Annotated in this window: 18 protein-coding genes and 2 pseudogenes; 6 read left to right on the top strand and 14 right to left on the bottom strand. The window is 33.2% G+C overall.

The window, feature by feature from the left end:
* Positions 1 to 151: 151 nt before the first annotated feature.
* Both AC5LWL_RS12700 and AC5LWL_RS12695 read left to right on the top strand, forming a co-directional pair.
* Complete coding sequence (locus AC5LWL_RS12700; RefSeq protein ID WP_493434639.1) at positions 152 to 934, top strand: LAGLIDADG family homing endonuclease; 783 nt, start codon at positions 152 to 154, stop codon at positions 932 to 934.
* Between the two features lie 27 nt (positions 935 to 961).
* A complete protein-coding gene (locus AC5LWL_RS12695; RefSeq protein WP_493434638.1) occupies positions 962 to 1,333 on the top strand; it encodes an rRNA methyltransferase in 372 nt (123 codons plus the stop codon).
* Between the two features lie 659 nt (positions 1,334 to 1,992).
* On the opposite strand, the gene AC5LWL_RS12690 is transcribed toward AC5LWL_RS12695, so the two are convergent.
* Together AC5LWL_RS12690 and AC5LWL_RS12685 are read right to left on the bottom strand one after the other, a co-directional pair.
* On the bottom strand, positions 1,993 to 2,316 hold the full coding sequence (locus AC5LWL_RS12690; RefSeq protein WP_493434637.1) for a hypothetical protein: 324 nt from the start codon (positions 2,314 to 2,316) through the stop codon (positions 1,993 to 1,995).
* A 12-nt stretch (positions 2,317 to 2,328) separates the two neighbouring features.
* On the bottom strand, positions 2,329 to 2,895 hold the full coding sequence (locus AC5LWL_RS12685; protein WP_493434636.1) for a YqxI family protein: 567 nt from the start codon (positions 2,893 to 2,895) through the stop codon (positions 2,329 to 2,331).
* A 34-nt stretch (positions 2,896 to 2,929) separates the two neighbouring features.
* On the opposite strand from AC5LWL_RS12685, the gene AC5LWL_RS12680 reads away from it, so the two are divergent.
* The 3 genes from AC5LWL_RS12680 to AC5LWL_RS12670 all read left to right on the top strand — a co-directional run bounded on the left by AC5LWL_RS12680 (position 2,930) and on the right by AC5LWL_RS12670 (position 4,281).
* The gene (locus AC5LWL_RS12680) at positions 2,930 to 3,187 is read left to right on the top strand and encodes a hypothetical protein (RefSeq protein WP_493434635.1); all 258 of its coding nucleotides are present in this window, start codon (positions 2,930 to 2,932) and stop codon (positions 3,185 to 3,187) included.
* A 407-nt stretch (positions 3,188 to 3,594) separates the two neighbouring features.
* Complete coding sequence (locus AC5LWL_RS12675; protein ID WP_493434634.1) at positions 3,595 to 3,738, top strand: hypothetical protein; 144 nt, start codon at positions 3,595 to 3,597, stop codon at positions 3,736 to 3,738.
* A 135-nt stretch (positions 3,739 to 3,873) separates the two neighbouring features.
* Positions 3,874 to 4,281, top strand: coding sequence for a GNAT family N-acetyltransferase (locus AC5LWL_RS12670; protein ID WP_493434633.1), 408 nt, complete (start codon positions 3,874 to 3,876; stop codon positions 4,279 to 4,281).
* 202 nt (positions 4,282 to 4,483) lie between these two features.
* Here the strand turns inward: AC5LWL_RS12670 and AC5LWL_RS12665 are convergent, their stop codons facing one another.
* Together AC5LWL_RS12665 and AC5LWL_RS12660 are read right to left on the bottom strand one after the other, a co-directional pair.
* Positions 4,484 to 5,242 carry an AAA family ATPase gene (locus AC5LWL_RS12665; RefSeq protein WP_493434632.1) on the bottom strand — a complete coding sequence of 253 codons (759 nt, stop codon included), beginning with the start codon at positions 5,240 to 5,242 and terminating at the stop codon, positions 4,484 to 4,486.
* Between the two features lie 109 nt (positions 5,243 to 5,351).
* Entirely contained in the window at positions 5,352 to 5,828 is a 477-nt protein-coding gene (locus AC5LWL_RS12660; protein WP_493434631.1) for a DinB family protein, read from the bottom strand.
* Positions 5,829 to 6,193: 365 nt separating this feature from the next.
* Here AC5LWL_RS12660 and AC5LWL_RS12655 point away from each other — a divergent pair, with 365 nt between their 5' ends.
* Positions 6,194 to 6,736: a DUF3231 family protein gene (locus AC5LWL_RS12655; RefSeq protein WP_493434630.1), complete on the top strand. Its 543-nt coding sequence runs from the start codon at positions 6,194 to 6,196 to the stop codon at positions 6,734 to 6,736.
* A 188-nt stretch (positions 6,737 to 6,924) separates the two neighbouring features.
* On the opposite strand, the gene AC5LWL_RS12650 is transcribed toward AC5LWL_RS12655, so the two are convergent.
* The 10 genes and pseudogenes from AC5LWL_RS12650 to AC5LWL_RS12605 all read right to left on the bottom strand — a co-directional run bounded on the left by AC5LWL_RS12650 (position 6,925) and on the right by AC5LWL_RS12605 (position 15,140).
* Entirely contained in the window at positions 6,925 to 8,214 is a 1,290-nt protein-coding gene (locus tag AC5LWL_RS12650; protein ID WP_493434629.1) for a histidine--tRNA ligase, read from the bottom strand.
* Between the two features lie 287 nt (positions 8,215 to 8,501).
* Positions 8,502 to 9,266, bottom strand: a complete 765-nt coding sequence (locus AC5LWL_RS12645; protein WP_493434628.1) for a carbon-nitrogen hydrolase family protein — start codon at positions 9,264 to 9,266, stop codon at positions 8,502 to 8,504.
* 82 nt (positions 9,267 to 9,348) lie between these two features.
* The gene (locus AC5LWL_RS12640) at positions 9,349 to 9,882 is read right to left on the bottom strand and encodes a hypothetical protein (protein ID WP_493434627.1); all 534 of its coding nucleotides are present in this window, start codon (positions 9,880 to 9,882) and stop codon (positions 9,349 to 9,351) included.
* A 112-nt stretch (positions 9,883 to 9,994) separates the two neighbouring features.
* Positions 9,995 to 10,537: a DUF1697 domain-containing protein gene (locus AC5LWL_RS12635; RefSeq protein ID WP_493434626.1), complete on the bottom strand. Its 543-nt coding sequence runs from the start codon at positions 10,535 to 10,537 to the stop codon at positions 9,995 to 9,997.
* Positions 10,538 to 10,616: 79 nt separating this feature from the next.
* Complete coding sequence (locus AC5LWL_RS12630; RefSeq protein WP_493434625.1) at positions 10,617 to 11,108, bottom strand: DUF2716 domain-containing protein; 492 nt, start codon at positions 11,106 to 11,108, stop codon at positions 10,617 to 10,619.
* A 702-nt stretch (positions 11,109 to 11,810) separates the two neighbouring features.
* Positions 11,811 to 12,041, bottom strand: a pseudogene (locus tag AC5LWL_RS12625) (tyrosine-type recombinase/integrase); the annotation flags it as partial.
* A 252-nt stretch (positions 12,042 to 12,293) separates the two neighbouring features.
* Positions 12,294 to 12,421, bottom strand: a pseudogene (locus AC5LWL_RS12620) (hypothetical protein); the annotation flags it as partial.
* Between the two features lie 135 nt (positions 12,422 to 12,556).
* Positions 12,557 to 12,724 carry a hypothetical protein gene (locus AC5LWL_RS12615; RefSeq protein ID WP_493434624.1) on the bottom strand — a complete coding sequence of 56 codons (168 nt, stop codon included), beginning with the start codon at positions 12,722 to 12,724 and terminating at the stop codon, positions 12,557 to 12,559.
* 144 nt (positions 12,725 to 12,868) lie between these two features.
* The gene (locus tag AC5LWL_RS12610) at positions 12,869 to 13,948 is read right to left on the bottom strand and encodes an AbrB family transcriptional regulator (protein WP_493434623.1); all 1,080 of its coding nucleotides are present in this window, start codon (positions 13,946 to 13,948) and stop codon (positions 12,869 to 12,871) included.
* A gap of 433 nt (positions 13,949 to 14,381) precedes the next feature.
* Entirely contained in the window at positions 14,382 to 15,140 is a 759-nt protein-coding gene (locus tag AC5LWL_RS12605; protein WP_493434622.1) for a YybI family spore inner coat protein, read from the bottom strand.
* Between the last annotated feature and the right edge of the window lie 26 nt (positions 15,141 to 15,166).

Raw genomic sequence — 15,166 nt, 5'->3', positions numbered from 1 at the left:
TTAAAAACAGCCATAGAATGTTTGGCTGTTTTTTTAATTAATTGTGTTATATACAGAGAATATTCAAATTTTTTACACAAAAAACACTTGTTCTTACGAATATTTGTTCTATAATATAATGAATAGAAGGAAAAAGGAGGATTTTTTTCTTATGGCAAGAAAACTAGGAGTAACAGATGATATGATTATAAGCATGTACAAAAGCGGGATGCCTTTTAAAGAAATGGCTCCACTTATAGGTATATCTGATCGAGCTATTAGAAATGTGATGTCCAAACATGGCATAAAAATGAATCGTGAAAAATCATCCGGACAGCCTCGAAAGCACAAGGTAAATGAGGATTTTTTTAAGGTCTGGACCCAGGAAATGGCTTGGGTTTTAGGTATTATTTTAACGGATGGAGCAATATCTAAAAAGACTCATACCATTACCATTACACAAAAAGATGAAAGAATTTTACGAATAATTGCCAAATATTTAGATGCAAGTTATAATCTTGCACCAATTTTACCTACAAGAAAAATACCAACACTTATTATAAACTCTAAGCAAATAAAAATAGATTTAGAGAACTTTGGTATTACTCCAAATAAATCCTTAACTGTTCCATTCCCCGATATACCAAAAGTATATTTACCTTCTTTTGTTAGAGGTGTAATTGATGGTGATGGCTGGGTCCAAGACCGGGGCTATGTTATGAATATTACAACAGCAAGCAAAAAGTTTGCTGAAGGCTTGCTGTCTGTATTTCTTTCATGGAATTTAAGAGCAGAAATAACATTTACTAATCTTTACTCTAAGAATACTATTTACCGAGTTTGGGTAAAAGGTAAATCTGATCTGCCTTTATTAGCAAAAATAATATATAATACAACAGAAGACAGTTATATTTATTATAAAAAAGAACGAATGATGAAACATTCAATATTTTAATCATTAAACACTTTTGGAGGCAAGACCATGTGGAAACGAACAAATGGAAAATTAGTACAAACTATAGATAATAAAAGGATTGAGTTTAGAACAAATATTAGCAAAGCATTAATTCAAAAACTAAATAACCTTGCGAAGGAAAATGATACTTATATTAATTATTTGATTGAAAACGGCTTATATGCTGTATTAAACCAACAAATTATTACCTTTAATAAAGATTTACGACCTAAAGATCGTGTTCAATATAAAACAACATATGATAAAGAATTACTTGAAAATATAAAAAAGTTTGCAAAACAACATAAGTTATACATAAATGATGTAATAGAATACAGCTGCCAATTTATAAATATAGAGGACGTAAAAGATAGAAGTCACAAACACAGAATAGAATAAGCCTTTTTTGGCTATTATTAAAACGCCGTTTCCATAATATATATTATTGGCAGCAATCAAAACAAAGTAAAATTCCGTCTCATCACTAAGTATACTTATAATAGTGAGACGAAATAAAAATTTTTAGTTTTTAGCAAGCTTTTCAGCCAAAAAAATCAACTTGAACTGTTGGTTGTTTTTTCAATCTTCATCAATATATTATACGAATAATATAAAATAATATTAGGAACCCTATTTAATTTCTAGTAGCAATTTTCTCATCTTTTCTTTCATGAGCATTTAATTCTCTTTCAAAATCAGGGTAGTCATGTAAATGTTCCTTTAAATCCGCATCTATTTTCATTTATTAAGAGATTCATCTCTTTCCATTTGTTTTAAATTATAACTTCATTTCATTATCCATGTTTTGGATAATGAAACATTTTTATATTGGGGTACCGCCAACATTTTGGAAATATTGTACGCTAAGCAAAATTCGACACGAAAAAAGCCAAATACCTGTACGTTAAGGGATTTTGAACACAAAAAAGGCCGGATTTCACCACGTTCAGGGGTTAAATGGTTTTTGTTGGTATCTCTACCCCTAGTTGGCCTGATAATACTAGAAGATATAACAAAAAAGGAAGCGCATCGCTTCCTTTTTTGGATTTCTAATCCTTTTAATTATTATCTTGATTTCTTAACAATTTGTCACAGAGTTCCACACAAATACCCTGTGAGCTAAACCTTTTCAACATTTCACTTAAATTGACTGACAAACCATTGTCTTGTAATATTTCTTCAAACTGTTGGTAGGTTAAATCAGGCATGATTTTTGCTTTTTTTTCCGGAAAAGTCGCTTGAAATTTCTTGTTAATATCTTCCGTTTTAGACTCTAGTACTATTGCTGTGGATGTGAAAGTCAAAATTGTTTCAATGAAATCAATATCAGTATTAGATAATCCTTTACTTCCTAACCATTCACTAACAGTTTCATTTTCCATACTATTTCACTCCTAAAAAAATAACCAATCAGCACCTCGAATCGCCCAAGCTACAGCGATTGAAATATTTTCAGCTACTCCTTTGCTAACCCTTGTGTTATCTTTAAACCAAACAGGAAGCTGGGTACGAACTTCATTAGCTGCGTTGTCCCCTGCATTTTCAAACTTCTTCAAAAAATTCCCTATCTTTACACTATTGCTTTTAAATGTTCTTGCAGTGGCAGAATCAATAATATTGAAAGCTCTAGCTGCATCAATAACTTCATCTCCACCTTTTAAAAGTAACTGAGAAACTTTTATAACAGCTTTTGATTTAACTCCAAACGGAACGATTTGCCCTTCGCCAGCCTCATTCTCATTAATAGATTTTTCATAAGCAATTTGAGAAAGTACAGCTATCTCTTCTGCACTATATCTATCAGAGGCATATCTTTCAGCGGCATTTATTGGCTCTTCATCATAGTTATCTTCCCATACTGCATCTCCTTCTTCATAAACTTCATTAATACCTTCTGCTGCAAACACATTTGGTACAAATGTTAATACACCACTAAATAACAGAACACTTACCATGATCATTTCATTCCCTATGGTGGATTTAAGGTAAAAATCTATGAAACTCAAAACACTGAAGAAACACAAATTAACTGGGTTTACCAACTTAGGATTAAAAGAATTTAATTATGACAAAGATGGTTCTAAAGTGCCAAACGGTCTTTATGAACGATCAGTAGGTTCTGGAACTACATTGGAAGAAGCCTTAGAAAAGACAATTATTAATTTTATGGAGAACGTTACTCATTATAAAAATGAAAAAAATTCAGCTTTAACTAAGGATGATTTCAAAATAGTTGATTATGATGAATTTTAATGTGCAAACAACAAGCCGCTAGATACTCCTTGTTAGTACTGAGGGCCTGTTGTTCTTTTCAATGAAATGTTGGTACCTTTCAAAGGAAAGGGAAACAGAGTATAACCGAAGCTAAATTGTTATGCAATACATTACATGGGAGAATGTTTATTAAATAGCCATCATTTCTAATTGATTTCTACTCTCTCCCTCTACACATGTATTTACACTTCACTAATCTGCCGTATAACCAAGGAAACATAAATTTACAAAAAACAATATTTTATGCTATTATTCGTATAATATTCCAACAGACTGCGAAATTTGGTATAATTTTAATAAAGGGAAACACATAATCTCGTTTAATTAGTTATAAACTAACTAATGTAAGGGTGGTGTTTTTTATGTCCTGTGAGGAGGAAGAAGATATGACAATAACGAAACCAATTGAATCGACGATCGTATCAGAAAAAGACTATGCAAAATTTACGGATATGGTAAGTAACCCTGCAAAACCAAGTAAATTCGTTGAAAATATGTTTAAACATTATCAAGAAAAAAAGAATAAGTAACACTATTCTTTCATTATGTTTGATAATATAACAGAAGAATACTTATGTATTGATAATATTGAAAAATTGCAGGATTTTCAATGTGAAGATGAACCCCAAGTTGAAACCTTTCTTAAAGAAGAGGCTTTTAATTTAATGGAAAGAAATTTAGTCAGGACTCGATTATTCTTTGATCAAGAGAAGAATTTAATCGGGTTCTATTCTTTATTCAATGATACGATTAAAATGAACAAACAAAAACGGCAGCAAATGAATATAAGCTTACCTGATCGAGTGAAAGAAATTCCAGCTGTCAGGCTGCATTACTTGGGAGTGGATATACGATTCAGAAAAAAACATTATGGTGCATATATAATGTCTTCTGTCTTATATCATTGTGCTTTAGTTTCTAAAATAAGCGGATGCCCATTGATAACCGTAGAATCAACAAAAACCGCCTGTTCGTTTTATCAAAAATTTGATTTTGAATACATACGGCCAAATGATCAATATTTTACTTATACGCTTAATACCAAACATCTAGCAGGACTACTATCTAATTAACTTCCGTATGAATGGTATGTAGTGGACTCATTGTACACACATACCATTCGCTACATTCAATCCTCTATTTTTTACTACCTCCCTCTCATTATTCATTCACATTAAACGTTTTCGGCGTATTATTCTGCAAGTTCATCCAGTTTATATTTTTCTTATAAAAAAAGCTCTTATTCTTTCTAGTTCCATCCTATTACCACATACTTTATTGAAAAAGATGATGCAGCAGCCGCTCTTTATTTTCAAAAAACTGTTTCATAATTGAATAATGGTTCGTGTCTTCCAATGTCGATTCATTCATTCCTTTGTCTGTTAGCTCCATAATTTTAGCATTAGGATAGGCCATAATAATTGGTGAATGGGTAGAAATAATAAATTGAGACCCTTGATTAACAAGCTCATTGATTCTAGCTAGCATTGATATTTGCCTTAATGGGGACAAAGCTGCCTCTGGCTCATCTAAAATATACAAACCATTCCCTTGAAAACGTTCAATAAATGCTGCGAAAAAAGATTCTCCATGAGATTGTTCATGCAGCGACTTCCCTCCATAAGAATCAATTATCTGACGACCAGATGATGATTCTTTATCTAAATCCTCTATATTGGTTGCTACATTATAAAACGTTTCAGCCCGCAAGAAAAAATGATCCTTTGCCCTATTTACTCCCTTTACTAAACGAAGGTATTCGTCCAGATTCGAGTGGGAGTCATAGTTAGAAAAACGAAAGTTTAACGTTCCCCCTTCTGGATTAAATCCTAAAGCTACAGCAATCCCCTCTAGTAAAGTAGATTTCCCCATTCCATTTTCCCCAATTATAAACGTAACATTAGGATGAAACGACAATTCTTGAAAGTTGCGAATGACTGGAAGATTGAGCGGAAAAAGATTATAAGATGAGATCTCCTCTCTTTTAAGAGATACGGTCCGAATGTATTGAGAATCGTGATTTAGCTTGACCATTGTGTTCACCTCTTTTCAAAAACAACCTTTTATTTAAATCCATTTTAAGGTAAATGCAAGGTTTTATCTATAATGAGAAATAATGTTCCTAGAAAGCTGCCCCATTTGTTTAATAAAAATGGACAGATTTTAACACTCTGCCAACAAAATGAGAGGATACAGGTTGTAATTCTACTTCTCTTGACCAAACTGAAAGTTGTCCGATATGATGAATTTCGTGTGCAATAATATGGTGAAGTATATCATTCACAGCGTATTTTCCTTCATCCCAAGGAACACTAACACTCTTTTCTTTTATGTCATCTGAATTTTTTTTTAGAAATTCAACTATTTCAATATGTAAGTTATCTGAAAGAGATTTAACCTTTTCAAGTGTTTTATAATCAGCAAACTGAAATACTACATCCTCTTTCCCCTGGATACCACGAATCCAACTATATTCCACATCGATTATATGGAAAAGTGTATATAAAATATTTCCTACTCCACCTTTACGTTTTTTTAACAAATCATCAATTGTTAATTTTTCACACCATTCAAACCACTCATCTCTTACCTGCCAGTTATATTCAAAGAATTTTATCATTGTAAACACTCCCAATTCAGCTCAATACAATGTATTTCGATAGAATGACAACCAATTCCTTTTTTTACTAACCTGCCTCTTTTCTACTATAAGAAAGGTTTCACTTATTACAGGAATGCTGCCCCTAGCCACATAAAAAAAGATTCTTTCCTCTATACATCCTAATCCTAGGTGCTAATGGGGGAGGTTTTATTTCAGCTACCCTCAAACCTTGATAACACTGTGCTTTATTAAATCGCTACATTTTACTATAATAAACGATAAACGATTGCATTACTAAATTTAACGTTCCATAATCTATTGTATAAAAATCCCCTTTTTGCTTATCTTAATAATAATAATAAAAAGCTAACGAGGTGTTTTGCATGCCGCATAAAATGGAAGCATTATTTGACTATATTAGAACAAGATTTGATACAGAACCGAAACCCCGACTTCATATTGGGGAAGCGATGGGAGCTTGGCTATACTATACCACCATCGCAGAAGAAATTCCTGTACTTGAGACAGCCTTAAATACCACGACTGATAATGTATTGATCGATATGATAAAAAAAGCAAATGAGCTTGCTGTACATCAACGAAAGGAGTTAGAGCACTTTATGCTGCAAGAAGGCATTCCTGTTTCAGATACCTCTTCCCATAAACCAAAATCTGATCCTAATGCAATCCCCCTTGGCGTTAAGTCGACCGATTCGGAGATTGCGAACTTTATCTCTGCAAAAATAGCTTCCAATATTGTCATGTGCTCGACCAATATTAGTCAAAGCATTAGAAATGATGTAGGTTTAATGTGGGTTCGGTTTCATACAGAAAAAACAATTTATGGAATGGATGTTAAAACAAAAATGAGAGAACACGGATGGATAAAAATACCTCCTTATTTTACCCCGCCAGGTGCACCATAAAATTTTTTTAAAGGTTGTTCAAAAAATCCGGTGAAAATGACACCCGCTCTCTTAGACCATTTATCTTGTTTTTCTCTGAAAAAGACAGAATAATATAACACATTCTGTCTTTTCCGTTACTCATCCGCTTTTTCGTCTGCATCTATGTTTGCAGCTGCGGATGCAAATGTCTCAAATAATCATTTTCCTCAAATAGAGGCAAAAGAAAAAATTTCGATTCGTTCCTCTCCTGTAGTCATGTCTTTAACTTTAAACTGATTGTTTGTTACTTCCTCTTCCCCAATGATGATCACATTACGAAATTTCTCCTTGTTTGCTTTGTCTAAAGCTTTGCCAATTTTTTTATTTCCCATTTCATACTCTACCTTATACCCTTGATTAATTAAATATCTAGCAACTAATAATGATTCTATTTTGGTATTTAAAGGAATAATGTAAAAATCGATAGCGACTTCCTCTTCTATTGTTCTCTTCGTTGCCTTTAAAGCCGTATAAATAACATCTAAGCCGAATGAAATACCGACCGTTGAAAAGCTTTTACCAGTTCCGATTAGACCACCAATTGCATTGTCATATCTCCCACCACTCCCAATGCTGGACTTAATTGTTTTATCCGTTAAAAAGATTACATAAATAGTACCTGTATAAATGTCCAAGCCTCTTGCTAAAAAAGGAGTAAACAAACATTGTTTATCAACACCTAAAATGCTCAAATATGCTTCCAGTTCTTTTAATTCATCCAGCCCTTGCCTCACTCGTTCATTTTGTTGACTAAAAGGTTCAAAATAAGCAAAACTTGTATTATTTTTGTCCTGTACAAACTGTTTAATGAAGTCAATCGTTTCTTGTTTTAATCCTAGTTCACCTAATTCTTCAAGAACAGCATCTAACCCGACTTTTTCTAATTTATCCAATATTAAAATCACTTTATTTACTTGTTGAGCGTTTATTTCAAACACTTCAAGCATTCCAATTAAAAGTTTTCGGTTATTATATTGAATGGTCACTTCTAAATCTAGTTTTTGGAAAGCATCTAATGCCATAATCATTAATTCTGCCTCCGCAATTTGTGAGTCTACTCCAACAATATCCACATCACATTGCGTGAATTCGCGAAACCTTCCTGTTTTTATCGGACCATCTCTAAATACCTTGCCTATCTCATATCTTTTAAAAGGCATTCTTAAAGTTGGATTCATGGCAACAACCTTGGCAAACGGAATGGTAAGATCATAACGCAGCGCCAGATCTCTTTCTCCTCTATCGGATAATGTATACATTTCCTCGATTATTTCCGCTCCTCCTCCATATTTAGAAGCAAGCAACTCAGTATAATTTAAAATGGGCGTTTCCAACGGTCTACACCCATATTGAATAAACACATCTTCAAGCGTTCTTTTGATTTTAATGCGTACACTTTCTTCATTCGGCAAATAATCTTGTGTTCCTTTTACATTTTGATACTTCATTTTTTTCATTTTTATGCCCTCCTAATTTTAAAAAAAATAAAAACCGCACTAGATAAAAGTTTAAAAACTTCAATCAATGCGGTTTCATGATAAATAGACTTCCTAGATACGATTTTTAAAATCGAATAGCAAGTCTATTTGGTCAGATGATGAAATTGTGGGGTACAGCTAATTATAGGATCAGTCAGCATATTATCCACCTCAATGTTTCATTTTAGATAATTTATCATATTCTTCTTTTTATTTCCATTTATTTTTCTAATTTTTTTGGAAATTCATTATTTCATCGTACTAAATTAGTTTATCCAATCCACTTCAAACGCAGAAGAAAGCAACTCCATCTTCTCTATATCCCAATCAAAGGTTAAAATGGCTGATTGTCTTGATTGATGGGAAAGAAGCCGCTCACCATTTTTAATAACAAGACTCTCCGCCTCCCAAAAAGAAACGGTGTCATCTTCTCCTGTCCGATTACAAACGAACATAGGAAGTCTCGTTTCTTTTGACCGTTGTTCCCATTCGCCGTTTGGACCATGTAAACCTTTCCCCCAAGAGGATGGGGCAATCAGTATTTCTGCTCCTTTCGCTGCAAGTGCATCTGCAATGTTTGCTGTATACGAATCGGCACATATTAAAATGCCTGCTTTGATATCCCCGATTTCAATTGGTTCCAATTGCTCTCCAGCCGTACTCCAATCATCTACTATACTTGTGACCTTTTGTTGTTTTCCTATTATATGACCATTATGATTAATAACAAATACAGAATTGTAACAGTCTTCACTTTCTGATTTCTCTGGACAGCCAAGAAAAACCGTGGTATTTACAGACTGAACCAAATCAACAAAATGACTCATCCATTTATCCGGCTGCTGATTAATCCAATCCGTTCCAATCTTTCTGGAAAATTGAAGTCCGCTAACAGCTAATTCTGGGGTAATAATCCAATCTACGTTGTTCTTTGCAGCTTGTTTGACCGCTTTTTCAATAAGCTTTTGATTATATACGATATCCCCCGCTATCGGTAATAAATGTAGCAACGCCATTCTCCTTTTTCTCATAACACTCCACCTTGACTTTTTCCTTTATTTTACCCCATACCAAAAACAATACGTGTAAATTTTAATTCCTTCTATTCACAAGTCACTCAGAATGATCCAAAGATAAAATCTTTAAACATACTGCCTGCTCATCATCACACGTAATAGAATGTATATCTTCAAGTTTTACGTATGACTCCCCATCAAATTCTCCATCATCCGTTACAATAGATACAACTAAAATCTCTTTTTCTACCTTTTTAATAAATCCTTGAATAAACGCCTCTTCGAATAATTTAATGAAAACGACGAATTTATTTTTTTCCGCAAATTTAAGCATTGATTCTAGTAAATGATCATTTTTTCCTTCAAAATCAATATGACTTTGATTTTTAGCCTCATATAATTTTTTTATGTTGCGAATATATTTCGTATTTTTATTAATTTGATAAATATCAATAGTGTTTATAAGATGAAAACCATCGTACATGCCAATGGGAGATACATTTGCAAGCAGGACAAACTCTTCTGAAAATTTCAGAACTTTTCCCACTTCAAATTTAGTTGCGTTCTCCACTTCTGTATAAACTTCAACCAATTCTTTACTAACAAGTGCTTTTAATAATTCCTTTTTCATTTTTTTCTCCTTTTAAGAAAATAAAGGGTATCTTCTCCGAATAGGTTGCTGCATGGGAAAATGAAGCTTATTTGTTATCCATACGGCAACATTTATTTCCTACTTTTTTCGACTACTCCTGCATTGCCTGTGCCATCATTTCTAATTTCATAACAGTCTTCCAATTTCGTACAGTTGTAGGATTTCCTATTTTCTGTAGCTGGATAGCGAGCTTGGACTTGTGAAAACTTTGCCGTAAATATACATAAACCACTTTTTCGTGAATGTGGCATACTTCTGTCCCTGATTGATAAGCAAGTAAAGCGTTCATTTTTTCTTCTGTGAACGCTGCTTTTAACAAAGCAAGATGGACACTTTCTCCTTCTGCTAAAGCATTAGCTGGATAAGGACAATGATGAATAATTTGTTCCCATTCTAGTGCCGCCCTTACCATAACCGTTACAGAAAATCCATAGAAATTTTGAATTTCTTGTTCAATAAGCTGTTGTACGGTTTCTGCCTTTTCATCAGACCGAAATACTATGTTGCCGCTTTGAATATAAGTAGTAACCTGCTCTAATCCATTAGTAGATAATAGGTCCTTTAATTCTTTCATTTTTATCCTATTATGTCCACCTACATTAATTCCTCTTATCAAAGCGATATAAACCGTCATTTTATCCTCTCTCTTTCATCCAGGCCAGCTTAAAAAAATCATACTGATTCTTTTCTAGAAACGAGCCAATATTCCTCTATTAAATCGTTTCCTTAAATAAGATTGGCATATGCTTTTTATACGAATCAATTAATTTTTCACCAAATATGGTCATTTCTTTTCTCCAAGGATGACCTAGAATTCCCCATTCAAAGTTTTCTTGAAAAAAGAAATAATAGTCTCCATTTGGAAAAACTGGTACTATCCATTCGTTAAATTCATTTCTATCCATTGGTTTTCTCGGATCAACTAAATAGCCAGGATGCTGATAATCCAATGCATAAATCTTTTCATTGACCAACGTGCATTCAAGAAATACCTTCCATGTTTTATTTTCTAAATCGTTTATTAGCTTATCTGCCTCTTTATTGTCATAGTAACTAGAAATATCGTAAACGATAAATGGTTCAGGAACTTGAAAAGGCTTCAAGAATCTGCTTTTTTTAATGCTAGGACGAAACCTAATCCTCGCAGATACAATTTCCCATAATAAATCATTTTGATTAGTTGATAACATAGTCCAATTATTCATTTTTTCTTCTCCTACTTAATCAATATACCTTACCACTAATATTTTGTTTTCTATTTAGAATAATAGAGAGATTTTCATCAATTAATTATTTCTGTGTATAAATAATTATTCCTGCCTCTTCTTCTAAGATAAGAGTAATGATTGTGTTCTTTTTCCTTGGCATCTGGATTCTTACTTTGAAAGAAAATGCCTTTCAAGTGCCCTTCCAAGCTAGGTCAGTCTCCTTGAGAAGAGATTTTCACCATCTGAGCTTTTGTGCTTCACCCTCAACTTATACTTCTTTGTCAGATAAAGAAAGAGCGTTGACTAGGTCAACACTCCACATAACAGCGTGTCTCATAATAAATTGGTGTATAGAATGAAGCAGAGATCATATATACACCAATAATAAGGTTTGACGTCAATTTGGAAAATTGGGAGACACCACTCTGTTATCTCCACTGGAGCGGTGGTGTTAAATGGTAAGTATATCGGGAAAATGTAAAAATAGTTGGAGGAATAAAGATGTACTCAGAAGATATGACCCAATATACAATAACTAATCTAGAAAACATAAAAGTGTACAAAACACATATGATACATTCTAATGACGGGGAAGCAATGAAAATATTACCTTACCAATAAAAATTTAGGTGTTCGAATTAGTTATTTATTAAGGGGAGATATAATTCTCCCCCATTATAATTTTAGTGGGTTGTTGTTTTAATAATTGCCACTATACTGAACAAATTGCTTATTTCTTGTCGTATTGATGTAGAGAAGCGAAATATCCGATTGAGTATGCCCTAATTGATTCATAATTAGGGGAATATCTCCACCAGTTTGCTCGGCCAGATTCGTAGCATACGTATGTCTTAATTTATGAGGAGACATCCTTTTTTCAAAAGCCTTCGTATATTTATAAACAATATCCTCCACTGCTCTATTCGTTAAAGGTTCGGTTTTTCCATTTGAATAACCTTATTTGTTTCTGAAAACGATCAATATTATTTTCAACAGATAAAAAGCGATAGATTAAGTCGCTTTTAACAATAGAATGATTGGATTTTCAAGAAAACTCTGCTCCAATAAAAAAATAACAATGCCCATAAAAGTATCCACTATTTGTAAGGATATGGATTTTTCGATTCATCAAAATAAATCTAACGCTAAGAAATTACCCTTTAGAGGATTATAATATCTAGCTTTTAAATATAAGATAACACGTGCTCGTCCCTCTATAACTCAGGAAGAAACAGCAGACCTGCAATTGCTTGGGCTGGAAGGTTTTCTCGTTTGAACTCACCCGTAATAATTACACCATCAGACGTGATAAAAGGATTTTTTCATATACTGCAAAAATTCAACAGGAACAACAATTCTTACCTCTGGTTTTTTCTACAAAACAATAAAAAGGAGTGGATTTTTAAATAATTCACTCCTTTTGTCTCGTTATTCCTGTATTCTCTTTAAAAGGAAGGACCATTACCGTTATTTGGTGGAAAATAGGCATCATCCGTTGGGTTCTTTTTATTATGTTCTTCTCTAGTTTTTAAACTAGGAGAACTCTTGGTAAATTTATTTAAAAAATAAAAACCACCAACTAACGCAACCACTCCAATAACAAAATTAATCATGTTATCCACTCCTTTCTTATTTATTAGTATATAACATATTCAAGAAAATTCCAGAAACAAAAAAACTGTGTATACCATTGCTATTGTCCTTGGATGAAAAAGGAAAACAAGCAAAGCCATCTCTAAAGGAAAGATTTTGCTTGTTTATTTGCTTTTCCTTACGAGAGGCGTCCAACCTTTTTCCCTTTTGTCTAACAGATGAAAAGTCCATTTTAACAACGGTGGAACACAAAATAAGATAAATAATAAGCGAAATAATTGATATGTAGTAATGAGCGTTAATTCTCCGTTTACTGCCTGTCCGAGTATGGCCATCTCTGCCATTCCACCAGGTGCTAACCCAATAAATGCCGTTATGATACTTACATTCTGCTCCATATTGATTAAAATTACACTTAGAAATAACGAAAAAGCAACTAAAAGGATGGACGATGCAACGGACACGATGGTAAAGACTGTTTTATTTTCTATGTCTCCCAATTTTACACGTAAGCCTAAATCTATTCCAATTAATACTTGAGAGATGCTTAAAATGCTAATAGGCAACGCAGGAACATGCATACCACTTACTACAAATGCTGCAATCACCACCATCGATCCAATCATAAATGGAGTAGGAAACTTTAATTTCTCTACCATTTTTGCCCCGATAAATGCCAAGAAAAGAAAAGGGATAATAGAGACATGAAACGTGTTAATAGGATGGACAGTTACAGCTGCTGCATGTTCTGTTCCATGAAACAAGGGACTATAAACAAGAAATGGCACAAGCATAACAACAGATAGAATCCGACTAACTTGTATAATAGTGACAGCTGCAAGATCTATTCCTTTCATTTCTGTACATAATGCCATCATCTGGGTTAATCCACCGGGAATACTTCCTGTGATAGCAGACTTATAATTAGTATGGGTAATTTTTGTTGTGAAATAGGCAAGTGTCAGACTAAAAATAATCATAGAAAGAGTCATTGCCAACATGGAGGGTAAGTGGTTGAACATTTCAATAAAGGTCTCTTTTGTAAACGTAATCCCAATCGAGTAGCCAATGGATAGTAATCCTGCATCCCGAAAAGAAAATGGTAATTTCGGAGATTGCTTTGTTGCTTTGCAAAACAGTACGGTAGCAATCATTGGACCAAGCAGCCAAGCTAACGGTAAATGACAAAAATAAAAAATCAATCCACCGATAAAGGCGGCAATACTAAGTTTTAGTAACGACATAACATTTATTCCCTTTCTAGCCTAAAAGCTCATCGAGTATGTCCATTATACTATTAATTGATTAGAAAAGAAGGAAATTCATCAAAAATAAGCAGAACATTCGAAATAAACTTTATCGGTTCTAAATTAACATCAAATAAATGCTGTTGCTGTAAGAGATAACTATTAAGTAAAGCAGTAACAAAAAGTTGTTCAGCATCTAATAAGATTGAATGGTTATTAAATGACGAAATGGTAGTTAAAACTTAATAGTATAGTCATGTACCTGAGATATACATTAGAACGATCGTTCATGTAAACAGATTATTTTTAAAACGCTTGGAGCATCCAAGCGTTCAGTGTGTGTGTTATCTTTTTACATTGAGGATTAATTATGGCTATTCGTATCTGTAGACCTTGCTAGCAAAAGCAGGATTCATCCATGTGTTTCTCTTTATTGCTCTTTTTTACTTATTTCTTTCATTTTGATTTTTTCTAACTTCCATTCATTTTTATGTCTTGTCCAAATGGTTTCCAAATAGGCTATGGTATCTGTTTCAGATACGCCGCTTATTTTTTGTTTTCCTTTTAATGCGAACTTTTGATGGTAGCTGATATTACTTAATGAAGCGTAAGGCTGCACAATCAATTCTGTCGGTTCATTTAATTGCCCATTATGATAGACCCCTAATTTTTCATACTGCTTTTTTCGATCAAATAAGTCAAAGCTGTACGTTTTTTGTCCTTCTATCGTTAATTCTGCTTTATAATCTGTTTTAAGTTGACTAGCAATGCTAGGTAATTCAGGAATCTCTATCTCTTTTAACTCATTTTTTAAACAGGTATACAGATAATAATTCGTCTTGCTTCCTTTTTCATCCGTCAACACTTTAATAAACAAAAGTGGATTTTTATCTTTATCTAGTGTGACAAGTTGAAGCGTCGGACGATAACCTCCCTCTAAATGTATATTCTTTTTATCCCCATTTTTATCTACTACTTCTAATACTACTTCTTTGTACAATTCTTTCTCCTCTTGATTGGAAATGCCCTTTAATTGAATGGTTTCATCATTTCCATCAAGAAGTAAATCCACTTTATTATGATAAATTATTGTCTCTTCTTCCTCTTTTCCTAATGCATATGCACCAGTAATCGCACTTAAAGACATGAAAAAGAAAGCAGTAAAAGCAAAGAGCAGTTCTTTTTTCATACTATCCCTCCTACATCATTTAACAT

It is taken from the genome of Niallia sp. WK069_GA_01 (genome assembly GCF_983173855.1).
Note: the sequence above shows the minus strand (reverse complement) of the source record. Positions and strands in the feature narration are given on the sequence as shown.